The 15,728-nt window shown below is 62.2% G+C and carries 16 protein-coding genes and 1 tRNA gene; 10 read left to right on the top strand and 7 right to left on the bottom strand.

Annotated features, from left to right (window positions below; genetic code table 11):
• Positions 1-45: 45 nt before the first annotated feature.
• Positions 46-1,287 carry a glucose-1-phosphate adenylyltransferase gene (gene glgC / locus SU48_RS06450; protein WP_064015890.1) on the bottom strand — a complete coding sequence of 414 codons (1,242 nt, stop codon included), beginning with the start codon at positions 1,285-1,287 and terminating at the stop codon, positions 46-48.
• 234 nt (positions 1,288-1,521) lie between these two features.
• Positions 1,522-2,472, bottom strand: coding sequence for a tRNA (adenosine(37)-N6)-dimethylallyltransferase MiaA (gene miaA / locus SU48_RS06445; protein WP_064014533.1), 951 nt, complete (start codon positions 2,470-2,472; stop codon positions 1,522-1,524).
• 30 nt (positions 2,473-2,502) lie between these two features.
• On the opposite strand from miaA, the gene SU48_RS06440 reads away from it, so the two are divergent.
• Positions 2,503-2,919 (top strand): Hsp20/alpha crystallin family protein, encoded by a 417-nt coding sequence (locus tag SU48_RS06440; RefSeq protein WP_064014532.1) that lies wholly within the window; start codon positions 2,503-2,505, stop codon positions 2,917-2,919.
• Between the two features lie 233 nt (positions 2,920-3,152).
• Here SU48_RS06440 and SU48_RS06435 read toward each other — a convergent pair whose 3' ends face one another.
• A complete protein-coding gene (locus SU48_RS06435) occupies positions 3,153-3,491 on the bottom strand; it encodes a hypothetical protein (protein ID WP_064014531.1) in 339 nt (112 codons plus the stop codon).
• Between the two features lie 303 nt (positions 3,492-3,794).
• Between SU48_RS06435 and SU48_RS06430 the strand changes: the two genes are divergently transcribed.
• Positions 3,795-4,361, top strand: a complete 567-nt coding sequence (locus tag SU48_RS06430; protein WP_157451095.1) for a hypothetical protein — start codon at positions 3,795-3,797, stop codon at positions 4,359-4,361.
• Positions 4,362-4,394: 33 nt separating this feature from the next.
• A complete protein-coding gene (locus SU48_RS06425) occupies positions 4,395-5,069 on the top strand; it encodes an ImmA/IrrE family metallo-endopeptidase (protein WP_064014529.1) in 675 nt (224 codons plus the stop codon).
• Positions 5,070-5,082: 13 nt separating this feature from the next.
• Here the strand turns inward: SU48_RS06425 and SU48_RS06420 are convergent, their stop codons facing one another.
• Positions 5,083-5,511: a response regulator gene (locus tag SU48_RS06420; protein WP_064014528.1), complete on the bottom strand. Its 429-nt coding sequence runs from the start codon at positions 5,509-5,511 to the stop codon at positions 5,083-5,085.
• A gap of 359 nt (positions 5,512-5,870) precedes the next feature.
• The gene (locus tag SU48_RS06415) at positions 5,871-7,091 is read right to left on the bottom strand and encodes a type II secretion system F family protein (protein ID WP_064014527.1); all 1,221 of its coding nucleotides are present in this window, start codon (positions 7,089-7,091) and stop codon (positions 5,871-5,873) included.
• 126 nt (positions 7,092-7,217) lie between these two features.
• Between SU48_RS06415 and SU48_RS06410 the strand changes: the two genes are divergently transcribed.
• The 3 genes from SU48_RS06410 (at position 7,218) to SU48_RS06400 (ending at position 9,406) form a co-directional block, all read left to right on the top strand.
• Positions 7,218-7,889, top strand: coding sequence for an L-threonylcarbamoyladenylate synthase (locus SU48_RS06410; RefSeq protein ID WP_064014526.1), 672 nt, complete (start codon positions 7,218-7,220; stop codon positions 7,887-7,889).
• Positions 7,886-8,434 carry an SMC-Scp complex subunit ScpB gene (scpB, locus tag SU48_RS06405; RefSeq protein ID WP_064014525.1) on the top strand — a complete coding sequence of 183 codons (549 nt, stop codon included), beginning with the start codon at positions 7,886-7,888 and terminating at the stop codon, positions 8,432-8,434. The genes SU48_RS06410 and scpB overlap by 4 nt, the downstream gene beginning before the upstream one ends.
• A gap of 210 nt (positions 8,435-8,644) precedes the next feature.
• Complete coding sequence (locus tag SU48_RS06400) at positions 8,645-9,406, top strand: DUF4388 domain-containing protein (protein ID WP_064014524.1); 762 nt, start codon at positions 8,645-8,647, stop codon at positions 9,404-9,406.
• 12 nt (positions 9,407-9,418) lie between these two features.
• On the opposite strand, the gene SU48_RS06395 is transcribed toward SU48_RS06400, so the two are convergent.
• Entirely contained in the window at positions 9,419-10,294 is an 876-nt protein-coding gene (locus tag SU48_RS06395) for a prephenate dehydratase (protein ID WP_064014523.1), read from the bottom strand.
• Between the two features lie 164 nt (positions 10,295-10,458).
• On the opposite strand from SU48_RS06395, the gene SU48_RS06390 reads away from it, so the two are divergent.
• From SU48_RS06390 to SU48_RS06380, 3 genes are all read left to right on the top strand, one after another.
• Positions 10,459-11,919: an amidase family protein gene (locus SU48_RS06390; RefSeq protein ID WP_231881703.1), complete on the top strand. Its 1,461-nt coding sequence runs from the start codon at positions 10,459-10,461 to the stop codon at positions 11,917-11,919.
• A gap of 66 nt (positions 11,920-11,985) precedes the next feature.
• Positions 11,986-12,060, top strand: a tRNA-Val gene (locus SU48_RS06385).
• A 256-nt stretch (positions 12,061-12,316) separates the two neighbouring features.
• On the top strand, positions 12,317-12,520 hold the full coding sequence (locus tag SU48_RS06380; protein ID WP_064015888.1) for a hypothetical protein: 204 nt from the start codon (positions 12,317-12,319) through the stop codon (positions 12,518-12,520).
• A 278-nt stretch (positions 12,521-12,798) separates the two neighbouring features.
• On the opposite strand, the gene SU48_RS06375 is transcribed toward SU48_RS06380, so the two are convergent.
• Positions 12,799-13,338: a metal-binding protein gene (locus SU48_RS06375; protein ID WP_064014522.1), complete on the bottom strand. Its 540-nt coding sequence runs from the start codon at positions 13,336-13,338 to the stop codon at positions 12,799-12,801.
• Positions 13,339-13,469: 131 nt separating this feature from the next.
• Here SU48_RS06375 and SU48_RS06370 point away from each other — a divergent pair, with 131 nt between their 5' ends.
• Positions 13,470-15,659 carry a S8 family serine peptidase gene (locus tag SU48_RS06370; protein WP_064014521.1) on the top strand — a complete coding sequence of 730 codons (2,190 nt, stop codon included), beginning with the start codon at positions 13,470-13,472 and terminating at the stop codon, positions 15,657-15,659.
• The last annotated feature ends 69 nt before the right edge of the window (positions 15,660-15,728 follow it).

The following is a 15,728-nucleotide window of genomic DNA, read 5'->3' as shown; positions in this document are numbered from 1 at the left end:
ACGCGCCTGCCTGTGCTGTGGAGCTGAATTCAGTTCAAGCGGTGTTTAGAACGTATAGCCCTTGGACACCACCACGACGCCGCTGTCAGTGACGGTGAAGCCACGTGCCAAATCGTCCTCTTTGTTCAGACCGATCACGGTTCCGGGCGGAATGACCACGTTTTTATCGACGATTACGCGGTTCAGGCGGGCGTGACGGCCCACTTCCACATCATCGAACAGCACGCAGCTTTCCACCACAGAATAGCTGTGCAGGCGCACGTTCCGGCCCAGTACACTGTCGCGCACGGTGCCGCCACTGATGATGGTGCCCCCGGCCATGATGGAATTGAAGGCTTGCCCCTTGCGCCCATCGGACTCGTGGACAAACTTGGCGGGCGGAGAGAACTCGCTGCTGGTACGCAGCGGCCATTCGGGGTTGTAGATGTCGAATTCTGGATTGACCGTCACCAGATCCATGTTGGCTTCGAAGTAGGCGTCCAACGTGCCCACGTCGCGCCAGTACAGGTTGGGGCCAGCCTGACCGGGAATGGGATTGCGGTGGAAATCGTAGGCCATGACGTTGTAGCCGTCCGAGAGGGCACGCGGAATCACGTCGCTGCCGAAGTCGAAGCCTTCCTCGCCACCCGACATGCTGGTTTCCAGCAGTTCATCCAGCGCTTTACGGCTGAAAATATAGTTGCCCATGCTGGTCAGGCTCACGCCCTCCTGACCGGGAATGCTGGGCGGATTCTTGGGCTTCTCCAAAAAGTCGGTGACCTTCCAGCGCTCGTCCACGTGCATCACACCGAACTGGTGCGCCTGACTCTGGGGCATCGGGTAAGCGGCGATGGTGATGTCGGCACGGGAGTCGATATGCGTCTGGAGCATGTGCTCCACGTTCATCTTGTAGATGTGATCGCCGCTGAAAATCGCCACGTAATCGGCGTCGTAATTGTCTATGAGGTGCATGTTCTGATACACCGCGTCGGCGGTTCCCCGGTACCACACGGGGCCAAGTTCCTCTAGGCGGTACATCTGAGCAGGCACCAACGTAATGAAATAGTCGCTGAGGAAGGTGCCGAAGCGCCAGCCCCGCTGAATATGCTCGGTAAGGCTCTGGGCTTTGTACTGCGTCAGCACGTAGATGCTGAACATGCCCGAGTTCATAAAGTTGTTGATGGCGAAGTCGATGATGCGGTACTTGCTGCCAAACGGCACGGCGGGCTTGCTGCGCTTTTGCGTCAGTGGCGCAAGCCGTGACCCCTGCCCGCCCGCCAAAATCATGCCCAAAACTCTCGGCTTCATGTGCATTCCCCCTGATGATGGTGCTGCCAAGACACGGCCCCGGATCAGGCCCGCGCAGGCGTGTGTGAGAACCGGCTGACCAAGAGGCCAGCTGGCCCCCCGGTTCCGCTACCGTACCGCCTGAAAATGAGGTGTAACTCACTTCTGAGTTTAGCCTGTGCTGCGGGGGCGCGGGGCACACGCTTAGGCAGGGCAGCCAACACTGAACGGGGTGTAAAGATTCAGGGCAACGATTTAGGGCTGGCTGGAACGTACTGCACGGTAGGAAGCGAGAGAAACGGTGAGCAGATCGGCGGCCTGTGCGGGCGTGACCGGCACGGCGGCCAACTGGGTACGCGCCCACGTCAGTTGGCGTTTGGCATATTGACGGGTAGCGAGTGTGATGACTTGTTGCGCGTCCTGCACACTTAATTTGCCCTGCCACACCGCCAACGCCTCGCGGTAGCCGAGGGCTTGCCACGCGGTAGGCCGGGGCAGGGTGTCTGGGTCTAGCTGCGACGCCAACCACGCCGCTTCTTCGGGCCAGCCGTGTGCCAGCATTGCCACTACGCGCCCGCTGATGCGTTCTTCGAGTTCGGCGGCGGGGCGGGTAAAGGCCGTGACTTGGTAGGAAAACGCAGGCTGCGTGCGGCCAAACTCGCCGGGAAAACGCCCAGTGCGGCGGTACACCTCCAGCGCCCGAACGACGCGGCGGGGGTTGCGCTCCATGCGGGCAGCTTCGGCAGGGTTGGTGGCGGCCATATCGGTCAATAGTGCATCCAGCCCGCGTGCGGCAAGCTCGGCTTCCACTTCGGCCCTCAACTCTGGCTCCGAGGGAGGCGTGAGCGGCAATCCCCGTGTTAAGGCACTCAGATAAAAGCCAGTGCCACCGACGACGAGCGGAATGTTTCCCCGCGCCAACACGCCGCGAATGGCTGCCTCGGCCTCCTGCACATAGCGGGCCACGTCGTATTCCTCGTGTACATCAGCCACATCCAACAGGTGATGCGGCGCGGCCTCCCGTTCGGCGGCGCTGGGTTTTGCTGTGCCAATACTTAGCCCCCGGTACACGGTAAAGGCGTCTGCGGCGATGATTTCCAGATCATGCTTGGCCGCCAAGTGCAGCGCCAGCGCCGTTTTTCCGGCAGCGGTGGGGGCGGTGAGGATGGGCAGGGCAGGAACAGGCGGGGCGGGCGGGACAGACATCACACCCAGAAGTCTAGTAGCGTATTGGGCATGAACGAGCCTGTGCTTGCCCGCCTGCAACAGCTGATGAACCTGCGCGAAGAGGTGGAGACGCTGGGCAGCGCCCGCCCGTGGACGCCCGCCGCCGACTGGATAGACGGCGATTCACACCTGATCTTGCTGCTGGACGTGCCGGGTGTAAATCTGGACACGTTAGCCCTGTCGGAAGAAGACGACACCGTGACCGTTCAGGGCGAGCGGCCTGCACTAGACGAAACGCTGGGGCGCGTGCTGAGCGCCGAACGCTCCAGTGGCAAGTTCACCCGCACCCTCGTTTTTCCGGAAGCCGTGCTGCCCCAAAGCGGAGAGGCCCGCCTGAGCGCAGGAGTGCTGACCATCCAATTCGAAAAACGCCACCCCACGATAGACGCCACTGCGCAGGAGTTGGGGGAGGAAACGGAGAGCTGAGGCTGGGGCGTTGGCAGAGCAACCCCCCGCTGCTGACGCAAGTTCATAGTTGAGTTGGAAGGTGAACCCCCCCGTCGCTGTGCGACGCCCCACCTTAGAGGGGAGGACGAATGCTTTTGCGCTCCCCTCAAGGGGGGCTGGCTGCACAGCAGACTGGGGGGTTTACCCGCAATCGTCAACTTCAGACAGGACTGAGTTTGGCAACCGTAGGATGCTCAGCCGACCAGTACACTCTACGCCCGCTTCATATCCCCGTCTGCGGGCCACACGCTCCGAGGCCGCTCGCCGTGTTTAAGTTCCAGAAACTCTAGCCGCACCCGCGCAGAATCGCGCTGATACCGCAAGTCGTGGTTTTGCTGCGCCAGCGTCAGCACACGCGCCTCGGCCTCTTTCAAGCGGGCTTCTGTGTCAGCCAATTGCTGCTGGGTATCGTGTTCCTTCTGCTCGGACACGCTGCCGCCGCGCCACTCCCGAATGACGTGTGACAGCCCGAAGAGAAGCGCGATAACAACGGTGGCGGCCCCACTTTTGGCGATCAGCGGGAGGACGGCGGCAAGGTCTGTTCCGGTCATAGCTGAGACTCCTCTACTGAATGACGGGCTGAAAGATGAAGGCTATTCTTGATCTGTTCTCAAAAATAGGACTAGGCGATTGGAAATTCATAGATAGAATTGCCACAGTTGGCCGAAAGTCCGCATCACACACACCCAAATCTAGGAATAGAATAAGACCAGTGCTGCTCCATGTCAATCCCAATCTCACTTCAATCCCAACTTAAGAGTGCCCTCTACCCAATCTGAGGCCAATGATCTACACTTCAGCCATGAATCCACCAGACTGGATTGGGAACAGATTCGGTGTTAGGGCGGTTGCAGATGACGCCTGCTAAGGCCGCTCCCTCTTCCAAATCGGTGCGGGAAGCCGATCCACGTGCCACACAGCATGGACGGCTGATTCAGGGACGGCGCTTGGAATTGGGGCTGAACCGTCCAGCATTCGTGGCGCAGATGGAAAAGCACGGCCAGCACATCACGCCGGATTATCTGAACAAACTGGAACGGGGCACGGCGGCCCTCTCGCGGGCGTCACTGGAGGTGCGGGAGGCGGTGCGGGCAGTGCTGGGGTTTTCGCCGGAAGAGTGGCACGCTCAGACGGGATTGTTTACGCCCACCGCTTCGCCCGCCCCACCCGCACAGGCGTTCAGCGCGGCGGCGCGAGGCTACCGCACAGTGCCCAAGCCTGTAAGGGAACCTCTGCCCGAAGCCCTACAGGAAGCGGTGCGCCTGTACAGCGGCCAACCAGAATTCGCGGCGTTGGCCGAACCGCGCTGGCCCCGTTATCTTCACCGCCTGCACCACAAACAGCGCCCCACCACGCCCGACGGCTGGCTGGCCCTCTTCCTGCGCTACCGCCACGAATTCGATCCACCGGAGTTGGACTGATGCGGGAGCCAAAGTGGTACAGGAGTCAGAGTGATGGATGACGTGCTGCACGATCTGTTCATGTATCACGTCGCCCGGCACGCCGAGGCGGAATTTGCCCCGGAAATGCCCGAACTCGCCCGCCGCTTGGGGATGCACTACCGCGTCGGCCCCGACAGTTTGGCGACGCCCGAACGGGTGGTATACGTGCGGGCCGACGCCTCTGCGCCCCAACGCCGCAGCGAGGCGGCCCATGAAATCAGCCACCTGCTGACGGCGGAAGCCCAACCCGGCGAACCCAGCTATGAGGACGTTATTCGCTGGTATCACGCCAGTGTGCCCGATATGCAGGCGCATCTGGAGGTGCTGGCCGATCACGGCGCAGACCGCCTGCTGATGCCCGAAGTGTTGGTCGGGGCCGTGTTGGGCCACTGCGGCTACTCCGGGCGGGCCGTGTGGGAACTGGCCCGCTTTGCCGACGTGCCCACCGAAGACGCTCTTCGCCGCCTCGTGTATTTTGACGAATCGGTGCGGATCGGCGGCTTCATTTCGCACGGCGGCTTTATCCAGTCGGCCTTTTCCAAACGCTGGCGGCTGCCGTTCTGGGTGGGTGACCGCGTGCCTGAACCTCATCTGCTGCTTGATGAAGGCGTGTCGCTGTTTGCCGTGCCGCACACCACGCGCCAGTTGATCGGGGTGACCACGGTGGGCGAATTCGACGCGGCCTAAAGCTTTGGCCCGCCTACTCCAATTCGTCTGACCGGGTGGTTAAGCGGGCCTGTGTCCAGAAAACCACGAAATCCTCGATCTGGGTCAGGAACGTCTGAAATTCCACCGACTTGACGAGGTAGGCGTTGGCGTGCAGCGTGTACGCCTTGCGAATATCCTGCGGCGCAGAGGAACCGCTGAGCATGACCACCGGAATCGGACGAAGATGCGGTTGCGCCTTCATCGCCTCGAGTACCTCGAAGCCGTCCATACCGGGCATGTTGATGTCCAGCAGCACGACATCCGGCCGAATCCCATTTTTGTCCATCAAGGCGGCCAGCGCGTCGTCACCACTTTCCATCATCGTGACTTCGCAGGGTTGCCCAGAGAGAGAGAAGGCTTCTTCGGCCAGCCCACGCGCCGCCGGATTGTCATCGACCAAGAGAACCTGAAGAGGGCGCATCAGGCCCCAGCACGGCGGCTGGCAGGCAACCTGAGGAAAGCGGGAGTGAGCATGACCCAAGTTTATCGCGTCAGACTGAGGGGCTGTAGATGATCTTAAATTACTTGACCTAAAGTCATCTTTAAGCGGCGCGACTCTGGCCCACGCTGCGTTGGCCTTGACTCTGCGCTTGGCTACATTGACTTCCGACCTCCTAAGTAGAGCTAATCGAGAAGACAGCGCAGAGTAAAATCAATTTCGTTCGAAGATGCAGGTTGCCTAAATCCAGAAAACCGCAGCTTAAACAAAAATGGCCGCTAAATCTTACGGAGGTCGTTCAGGTCTTTATCAGTCAGGCGTTATGATTGGAATTTTCGCGCTTATTGCGAGAGCTGCCCAATAATAGCGAACATCGGCAAAAACATCCCTGCCACAATCGTGCCGACGATTCCGCCGAGGAACACGATCATCAATGGTTCGATGGCAGCAGTGAGGCTATCGACTGCTTCATCCACTTCGCGGTCATAGAAATCGCCCACTTTGCCCAACATCGTATCGAGAGCGCCCGTTTCTTCTCCGATAGACACCATGCTGACGACCATCGGCGGGAAGACTTTACTGGTCGCTAAACTGGAACTCATCTGCTCGCCCACCATCACCACATTCTTGGCATTTTCAATCGTCTCTTCTACAACTGCGTTGTTGGCTGTTCCCTTTGTAATTTCCAGGCTCTCAATGATATTCACTCCACTTCCGATCAGCAGACCAAATGTGCGGGCAAAAGAACTAATTGCACTCTTTTTGATCAGTGGGCCGAACACAGGGAGCCGGAGCTTGATGTCATCGATAACCATGCGACCTTTAGGTGTTTTGTAATACCAGCGGTAGGCAAATACGAACGCGGCGATAAAGACAAAAACCAGCAAGCCACTATTGCGGAGGAAATCAGAAACCGCCATCAAGAACTGAGTGATGAGGGGAAGGGGGGCGTCCAATTGGGCCAGAATTCCTGCAAATTGCGGCACGATGGTCGTGAGCAAGAAGTAAGTGATCCCCAAAGCGAAGACCAACACCACGACGGGGTAGGTCAAGGCACTCTTAAGCTTGCCTCGCAGGGCCAACTCTTTTTCCTGAAAGCTGGCAATTCTTTCCAGAACGCTGTCGAGTGTGCCGCTCGTCTCGCCCGCACGCACAAGGTTGATATACAGTCGGTTAAAGATTTTAGGGTGTTTAGCCATTGCCTCGCTGAGAGGCGTACCGCTTTCTACATCGTTGCGAAGGATTTTTAGAATGGCCTGAAAATTCTTACTCTCGATTTGACGCTGCAAAATAGCCAGCGACTGCACCAGGGGCACGCCCGCATTAATAAGTGTAGCCAATTGTTTACTAAAGATCGCCACTTGCTTCAGTCCGGGAGGACGGTCTGTTAGGCCCGGAATCTTGATGTCGGCGTTCATACCGCTCTTTGGAGCCTTGATCTCTACAATCATTAGGTTTTTGGAACGCAGCGTATCGCGCACCTGATTGAGAGTTTCGGCTTCCATCTGGGACTTCAGGACCTTGCCGCTCTGGTCCCGGACACGATATTCGAAGACCGGCATATAAGGTGAGTATAGTCGGGGCGATCTTGCCTGCGCCTTACAGCAGCGCCAGCTTCAGAAGCCCAAGAATGCCAGACTGATCAGGCAGGAGTTCCCTCCAGACCCGGCACAAGGACAGAAACGAACATGCTCACGTCATCCAACCACTCATCATTCGGGCCGCAGCTTCGGCAGGCCATCCTCGCCCTCGAAGCCGGGCAGGTTGTCGGCTATCCAAGTGAAACCGTATGGGGGCTGGCGGCCCACGCCGCGCGTCCGGGCGCAGTGCAGGCGCTGACGCTCCGCAAGGGCCGGGAAGAAGGCAAGCCTATTCAGATGTCTTGTTCAGATGTGCAGGCCGTGCAGGCGGTGGCCCACTGGAACGCCGGACTCGAGGCGGTAGCGGCCTTTTGGCCCGGCCCACTCACGGTGGTCACGGCGGCCCGGCCCACCTGCCCCCCTGACCTCGCGCCCGGCGGCTGGGTGGGGGTACGCGTGCCCGATCACCCGGTCATTCAGGCGTTGCTGGCCCACTGCGGCGGCCTCCTCGCCACCACCAGCCTGAATCCCAGCGGTCAACCTGCCGCCCGCACTGTTGCCGAGGCGCGGGCCTATGCTCTGGCCGATCTATTGCTGCCGGACACCGATCAGGCGGTCTATTCCGGTTCAGGCAAGACCGCCGGGGTCGCCAGCACCGTCATTCAGTTGCCTGCCGAACCCCAGCAGGCGGCGCGGATATTGCGTGAAGGCGGGCTGCCTTTCCCGGTGCTGGCCGAAGCTCTGGCGCGAGTCGGCATCCTTCTGGTGTCACCCACATGACTGGCCCTGCTCTTGCTGCTCCCACCCGTTCTGCCCTGATCGGCGCGGCACTCTTGGCCGCCGGACGCCCCGTGACGGTGGCGGAACTGGCCCACCTGCTGAGCCTGCCGCCCGAATCGGCGGTGCAGGCCATGACCACCTACACACGTGCATTGGCCGACGCCGACGCCGGATTTACCGTGGAGGCGGTGGCGGGCGGATACCGCTTGGTGGTGCTGCCTGCCCTCGCCGCGCACCTCGCGCCCATCCTGTCGCCGCCGCCGTTGCCCGCCCTCAGCGCCGCCGCGCTGGAAGTGCTGGCGATTGTCGCCTACCGCCAACCCGTCACGCGGGCCGAAATAGAAGCCATGCGCGGCGCGAGTGCCGGAACGGTGGTGACCTTGCAAGAGCGCGAACTCGTGAAGGTGTTGGGCCGCAGCGACGCCGTGGGTGGGCCGCTGCTATACGGCACCACCGACAAGTTTTTGCTGGAATTCGGGCTGTCCACCGTCAAAGACCTGCCCGAACTGGACGGCACAGACTTTTCGCACCTCCTGCGCGGCTGACCAAAAGCTCTCCCCTAGCTGATGGGGGGGTGTACTAGGCAGCTCGGGCCAGTGGCCAACGCTCAATTGAGCGTGATGCACGCGGGTTTTACCTGTCTCCGGCTGTTTGGGCCGTGCTTTCACACATTTACCAACGCGCCGCCCTGAACTGTGTCAGGGGAACGTGAGAAAACCTGTGACAGCCTCTGTTAGGCTTCAGCCTGCACCTCTATGACCAAATCCAACGCCAGCCTCGACACCTTCGACTTTTTGGAACTGCTCTCTATGCTTTCCGGAAGCAGCAAAACAGGCGCTCTCTCGGTACATCGGCCAGATGGGCTTTTTCAGTGCTGGCTCGAAAATGGGCGGGTGCGGCACCTCGACTTTGAAGGTGTGGAGGGCGTGCCCGCCTTGGTGAAGTTGCTGCTTGACCCACAGGGGCGATTTCATTTTGAAGACGGTCTGACCCACCCTACCCCCCGCATGGACGCCACACTGGACGAGGTGGCGTTTGAAGCGCTGGACGGCTTGCCGGAACACAAGCCGCCCTTCGATGGCCCCGCCCGCCTGCCCTCACCGCAGCGCGTGGCCGCCATGCGCTGGACACTGCAAGAACAAGATGTGCTGCGCCAGATCGAGGCCCAGCGCCCCCTGTCCGATCTGACCGCCGACCCTTACGCCCGCCGGATGCTGGCAAAGCTGATCCGAATGGGCCTGCTTTCTCCGCGCAAATCCCGCGTGGCCCGCCTGAGCGTGACGGTCACCCGCGAAGTTCGCGGCGTCGTCGTGATTGACGACCTGATCCTGAGACGCTGGAAAGATGACTTGGTGCGGCCCCCGCAACACATCGCTATTCGTGACGATGCGGGGAGAATCCACACCCTACCTGTTCGCAGCGGCCCCGACCTCGGCGCACAATTGCTGATTCCCACCGACCTGCTGATGAGAACCGGGTTGCGGGCCGGAGACAGCGTGCTGGTGCGCCCCGTCTGAGTCAGACAACACTTACCCCACCGTATTCTGCGCCACCGGATAGCTGCCGATGATCCGGGCATAGCTGGCCTTCCGCAGCACCCCGGCCAACGCCTGCGCCACTTTCGGGTCACGGGCGTCACCCTCAATGTCTATGTACATCAGGTAACTCCACGCCCGGTCACGGCGCGGGCGCGACTCGATGCGCGAGAGGTTCAGGCCGCGCAACTCGTTCAGGGTTTCCACCAGAAAACCGGGCGTGTGGCGCACCGCGAAGATCAGGCTGGTCTTGTGCGGCGCGTCCGAAATTTCACCCTCATGCCGCGACAAGATCATGAAGCGCGTGAAGTTGAAGGATTCGTCTTCTATTTCACGGGCCAGAATATTCAGGCCGTACAACTCGGCGGCGCGGGCCGAGGCGATCACGGCTTCATCTCGTGCGCCCCGTGCAGCAAGGTCTTTGGCGCTGCCCGCCGTATCGTGCGCGGCCACCGGCTGAAGGTTGTACTTGCGAATCAGGCCCGTACATTGATCGAGCGCGGGCTGCTGCGACGAGACGCGCCGCACGTCTTCTAGGGCTACGCCCGGCAGCGCCATCAGGCAGTGGCTCACCCGCACCACCACCTCCCCGATCACGTGCAGTTCGGTATCCGAGAGCAGGTCTATGGCCTGATGAATGGCCCCCATCAGGCTGTTTTCGACTGGCAGCACACCGAAGTCGGCCTCGCCCGATTCCACAGCGCGGGCCACCTCATGAAAGGTGGGATAGCCGCGGGTGTGCGCCGTGTGCGGCACAGCGTTCAGCGCGGCAATTTCGCCGTATGCGCCGGGGTTGCCCTGAAAAGCCACCGTGACGCCCCGCGGTGCTTCGGTAGGTTCAGGAGGGTGACCGATCTCGCCGTGACTCATGGCAGCGAGGCTAGCGCACAGGCCGCCGCCGTGCCGGAAGTGGTCTGAACTTGGGCTAGGGCGGTGGTGCAAGTGGGCAAGTCTCGGAGGGCAGCTGGCCCCTACCCTCCACAATTCTTCATGCGGAACACAATCCCTTCTGGCCCCGGTCTACACTTTTGGGCGTGCCCACCTCACTCCTGCCCGACCCGATCCTAGACCTTGACGTCTGTGCCTTGGCCGCCGCCACACGCCGGGGCGACCTGACGGCCAGCGAGGTCACGAGGGCGTACTTGTCGCGCCTGAAGGCCCACAATCCGCGCCTGCACGCGGTCATCACGGTGAATCCGCAGGCCGAGGCCGAGGCCACTCATCTGGATACCCTGCCCGAAGCCAAACGCGGGCCGCTGCACGGCGTGCCGCTGCTGATCAAAGACAACATAGACGTGGCAGGCCTGCCGACCACCGCCGGAAGCCTGTTGATGCTGGCGCACGTTCCTGCTGCCGACGCGCCGCTGGTGGCACGGTTGCGGGCGGCGGGCGCGGTGCTGCTGGGCAAAGCCAACCTGACCGAGTGGGCCAACTTCATGACGCTGGGCATGCCCAACGGCTTCAGCGGCGCGGGCGGCCAAACGGTCAATCCTTGGAATGTGCTACTGGGCGGCGGCGTGCGCGACACGGGCGGAAGCTCCAGCGGCAGCGGCGTGGCGGTGGCGGCCCGGCTGTGTGCAGCGGCCATCGGCACCGAAACCAGTGGCAGCATCGTCAGTCCAGCGCACCAAAGCGGCGTGGTGGGCGTCAAGCCGACGGTGGGGCTGGTGCCGCGTACAGGCGTGGTGCCCATCAGTTCCAGTCAGGATACGGCTGGCCCGCTGACCCGCTCGGTGCGCGACGCGGCCCTGCTGCTGTCGGTCATGGCTGGCCCCGACGAACAGGACGCCGCCAGCCGACGCCTGCCTGTGCCCGACCTGATTCTCGCCAGCAATGCCCTAGAAGGCGCACACATCGGCATTATTCGGGATGAGCCGCACCTGACGCCCGAAGAAACGGCGGCCTTGGCAGTGGCCGAAACTCACCTGAAGGCGGCGGGCGCGACCCTGCACGACCTCTCCTTCCCCACCCGCACCGAGATGTCGGGCTGGCAACTGGAGGTGCTGGAATACGAGTTCAAGGCGACCCTCAACGCTTACCTCAGCGGCGTGCAGCACGGCCCGCACTCCATGTCCGACCTGATAGACCAGATTGACGAAGACCCGGCCCGCCTCGCCCCCTACGGCCAAACGCTGCTGCACGCGGCCAACGGCACACGCGGCGATCTCAGCGAACGCAGCTACGCGCACGCCCGCCAGCGCGACCTCGATCTGAATGCCACACGTGGTCTAGACGCCCTATACGCCGAGGGTCTGGACGCCATCGTGTTCCCCGGCATTCACGGGTACGGCATCGTGGCCAAGGCGGGCTATCCCAGTCTGGCGCTGCCCGTGCCCCTCCCCGACTCCCCCCCATGCGGCATCCTGCTGACCAGTCCTGCCGGAAGCGACGCCCGCCTGATGGCACTGGCGGCCCACCTGAATACGGCCCTCGGCGGCGTGCAATTCCCGCCCGATCCCTCGTTGCCCAGTGCCCCGAACCAGCCCACCGCTTGACGTTTTGCGCCGCAGTCCCTACCATGTGGGGCCGGATGATCCTGAGAAGGGGAGTCCAGTCGGGTGGGGCGGTTAGCTCAGCGGTAGAGCTTTCGCTTTACACGCGACGGGTCGGGGGTTCGAATCCCTCACCGCCCACCACAGAAAGGCCCGCCCAGCGCGGGTTTTTTTATTGCCGAAAAAGGGTCAAGGGTGCGGCGTAAGTCACCGCGTGCGCTTTCCGAGTCAACAACCATGAACCTATTGCCCTGAGATGGCCTGCCACAGAAGACGAAGAGCCGGTGCTCGGCACCCAGAACTTCAGCTCCCCCATGACGGTTCTTCGACAGCCAGAGCGCCTGCCTCCTGTGGGGCGTAAGAGTATTGTTTGACAAAAAGATTTAGAATGTCTGAAGACATGACATATCTGAAGCTTGAGGAGTTGGTCTCTTACTTCGTACTCGCGCAACCGAAAGGCTACAACCTCTTGAGCGAACGCGATTTTGTGAGACTGATCGAAGACATCGGACTGGAAGACGCCAACGAATTCAGACAGATCATCGTGCGGCAACTGCATGAGGGACGCAATATTCACGTCATCTCGGCCATACTCGCCGCCTGAACACCCTAGAGGAAGCAACCTTCAGACCGCCTACAACAGGGCGGTTTTTTGTTGGCCCGCAGGGGAGAAGACTGCCTGTAACACAGATTCCGTGCCATTCCCGTTCAGTCAGCCCTGCTCATCAACACAGCTGCTCAAGCCAGCCGACGCCTATTCGTCCATCTCTGCTTCGCAGCTTTGCAAGTCGAATTGAAACCCAACACCTAGGGATTCAATCGGAGTCTGTATAAACCGAAAAAACATCGTCTGCAGTGCTGCGCCTAATCTGTTTTCACACCCTAAAACCGCTTGCGAATCTTCTTCATGCCGTGGCGCATGCCGTGATCGGGGCGCACGCCGTCGGCCATCAGGTGCAGCCACTGGCTGAGGTAATAGCCGAGCAACAGCGGCCACAGCGCGGGCCAGAGTGCGGCGACGCCACTGGCTTCGGGCAGGGCGGGCAGGCGTATACCGGGAAACACCAGCGACAGCAGGCCGACCACGATGCCCACCATCAGGCCAAGATACACCAGCCGGGTGAGCGGCCCCACCACCCACGTATGAGAGATGCCCCGGTGACTGAACATCATGCCGTAGGGTGCCCACAAAAAGCCCAGCACGCCCCAATAGCGTTTGCTGTTGACGTGCCCCTCGGCCAAATCCAGATCGGGCGACAGCAGGAAAGTTCCGGCGGCGTAGGCCAGCGTGAAATACACGGCCTGTACGGGCGGAATGGTCAATACATTTTGGCTAGAAGCAAGAAGGACGCCGCCCGCCAACACGGAATACACGGCAACATTGATCAGATTATGAACTCGTCCACTGGGCACGCCGCCCATGATGCACGCTGGGGGGCGGGCTTGTCCGTGCAGATTCGGGGGTCGGCACGGATAGTGCAGTGGGACAAGGTGCAGGGATATGGTGCGAATTTGTCAGTCTGGCGTAACCCCGATGTGCGAATCTGGGGGCAATGAATCACTCTGCGCCTCTGCGTTTGCCTCTGGCTGCCCTGCTGACCCTGTCGCTGATGGCCTGCACGCCTGATCCGGCCCCGGTGGTGCCGCCTGTGGTGCCTCCGCCCGTGGTGATCGCGCCGCCCCAGCCGCCTGTCACTCCGGCTCCCGGCCCCAGCCGCCTCAGCAACCAGACCGTGAACCTCGGTACGGCGCTGTCGGGCACGGCCACGCAGAGCTTTAGCGGCACTTGGAATGTTCGGAACGTGCCCGATTGGCTGGCTGTCTCGGCAACGGCGGGCAGCGGAGACGTGAACCTGACGGTAACCGCAGACCGCGTGCAGATGGCGGCGCTGGCGGCCAATGTGCCCACCCTCAGCGGCGACCTGATCCTCAGCTGGGCGGCGGGTACGGCCAGCGGCACCGTGACTTGGCGGGTGACGGCAGACAACTACACCCTGACGGGCCGCGTGGTGGACGGCGCGGCGGCCCAAAGCCTGAGCGTCAGTGGAGCCGATCTTCAGGCCGGGGCCACAGCCGTAGAAAATCCAGCCGTCACAGAGGCGCGGGGCGTGATCGTGAAATACCGGGCCGCGACGGCCCACAACGCTGTGCTGGACGGCAAAACTCTGAATGCTCAGCCCCTCGGAGCGCAGCTGTCTACGGCCCAACTTCAGGGCTTGCAACGCTCTACCGACGTGCTGAACCAGTTGGGAATCTCGCCTGCCCAGCGCCGCAACTTGGGTGGCCGCGAAGTCCTGCTTCAGACCGAAAAGATTTCGCCTGCCCTCGCCGCACTGCGGGCCGACCCGAATGTGGAATACGCCGTGCCCAACGCCGTCTTGCGCCAACAGGCCACGCCCGTGATGCCCAGCGACCAATACGCGGGCCTTCAGTGGGCCTATCCGCTGATGGGCTACGGGGCCGTGTGGCGCGACATGGAAGGCGGCGCGTACACCCGGCCCGTGACGGTGGCGGTCATCGATTCCGGCGTGCGCTTCGACCATCCGGATTTGGCGGGGCAACTGTGGCAGCCGGGCGAAGGCGCGCTGGACGTGCTGAGCGACGCGGGCAACGGCGACGGCAACGGCGTGGACAGCGACCCGACCGACCCCAGCACGCCGGAGCGCGTCCAGAACCGGACAGTCGACAGCCACGGCACCCACGTGACCGGAATCATCGCTGCCCGCTGGGGTACGATTGCGCCGGTGGGCTGCCCCGCGTGCAGCACGAGCGGCGTGGTCGGTGCGTCGTATCTCGCGCCCATCAAGGTGCTGCCGATCCGGGCCATCGACGTGAACGGCGACATCACTTTGGCCGACGTGACCCTCTCGGTGCGCTATGCGGCGGGCCTGCGCGTGCCCGCCATCACCACCAATCCGCACCCGGCACAGGTCATCAACCTGAGTCTGGGCGGAGAAATCAGTGCTGACGACGCCGCGCCCATGTGTGACGCCATTGCCGAAGCCCGCACTGCCGGGGCGTTGGTGGTGGCCGCAGGCGGCAACGGCGGCAGCACCGTGCCTACCTATCCCGCCGCGTGTTCGGCAGCCGTTTCGGTGGCCAGCGTGTCGCTTTCGGGGGCCAGTGCGCCCACCCACGCGCCTTACAGCAGCGCCTACGACGCCGTGCAACTCAGTGCGCCCGGCGGCACCGATCCCAACAGCCCCACGGCGTTCAATGGCGGCACCTTCAACGGCGCGGCCTTCCCCGACATGATCTTGTCTACGGGTTGGGACTATGGGCGCAATCAGCCCGCCTACATGGCCGAAGTCGGTACGAGTCAGGCCGCGCCGCAAGTGGCTGCCTTGGCCGCCCTACTGCTCAGCAAAGGCGTGACCAGCACGCCTGCCGATACCCTGGCCCGCCTGAACGCCACCGCCACCGACCTTGGCGCGGCAGGACGCGACCCCAAGTTCGGCTTCGGCATGATCAATGCTGCCGCTGCCCTGAACGCGCCCGCGACCAGTAGCGGCGTGGGCCTGCGCCTGCAAGATTCGCTGGGCAACTCCTATCAGCCTGTGCTGGACAGCTTGGGCCGCTTTACCGCCCTGCTCCCCAACGGCACGTTCCGGGTGGTGGCAGGCCGCGACCTGAACAGCAACGGCGTGTACGGTGAAGTGGACGAAGCCAAGCAGGAACGCAGCGTGAACCTTGGCCCCAGCACGCCCAGCACCGACGTGGGGACGCTGACGGTGGGGAACTGAGATTTGGGCGGGCGAGTTTGTAGGGTGGGGAGTCGGTGAGCGCCAGTGAATGCCCTCGCCCTTCTCTTC

The sequence above is a fragment of the Deinococcus puniceus genome, from assembly GCF_001644565.1.
In the GTDB taxonomy this organism is placed as follows: domain Bacteria; phylum Deinococcota; class Deinococci; order Deinococcales; family Deinococcaceae; genus Deinococcus; species Deinococcus puniceus.
The sequence above is the reverse complement of the archived record's forward strand: the minus strand, read 5'-3'. Positions and strand labels throughout refer to the sequence as shown.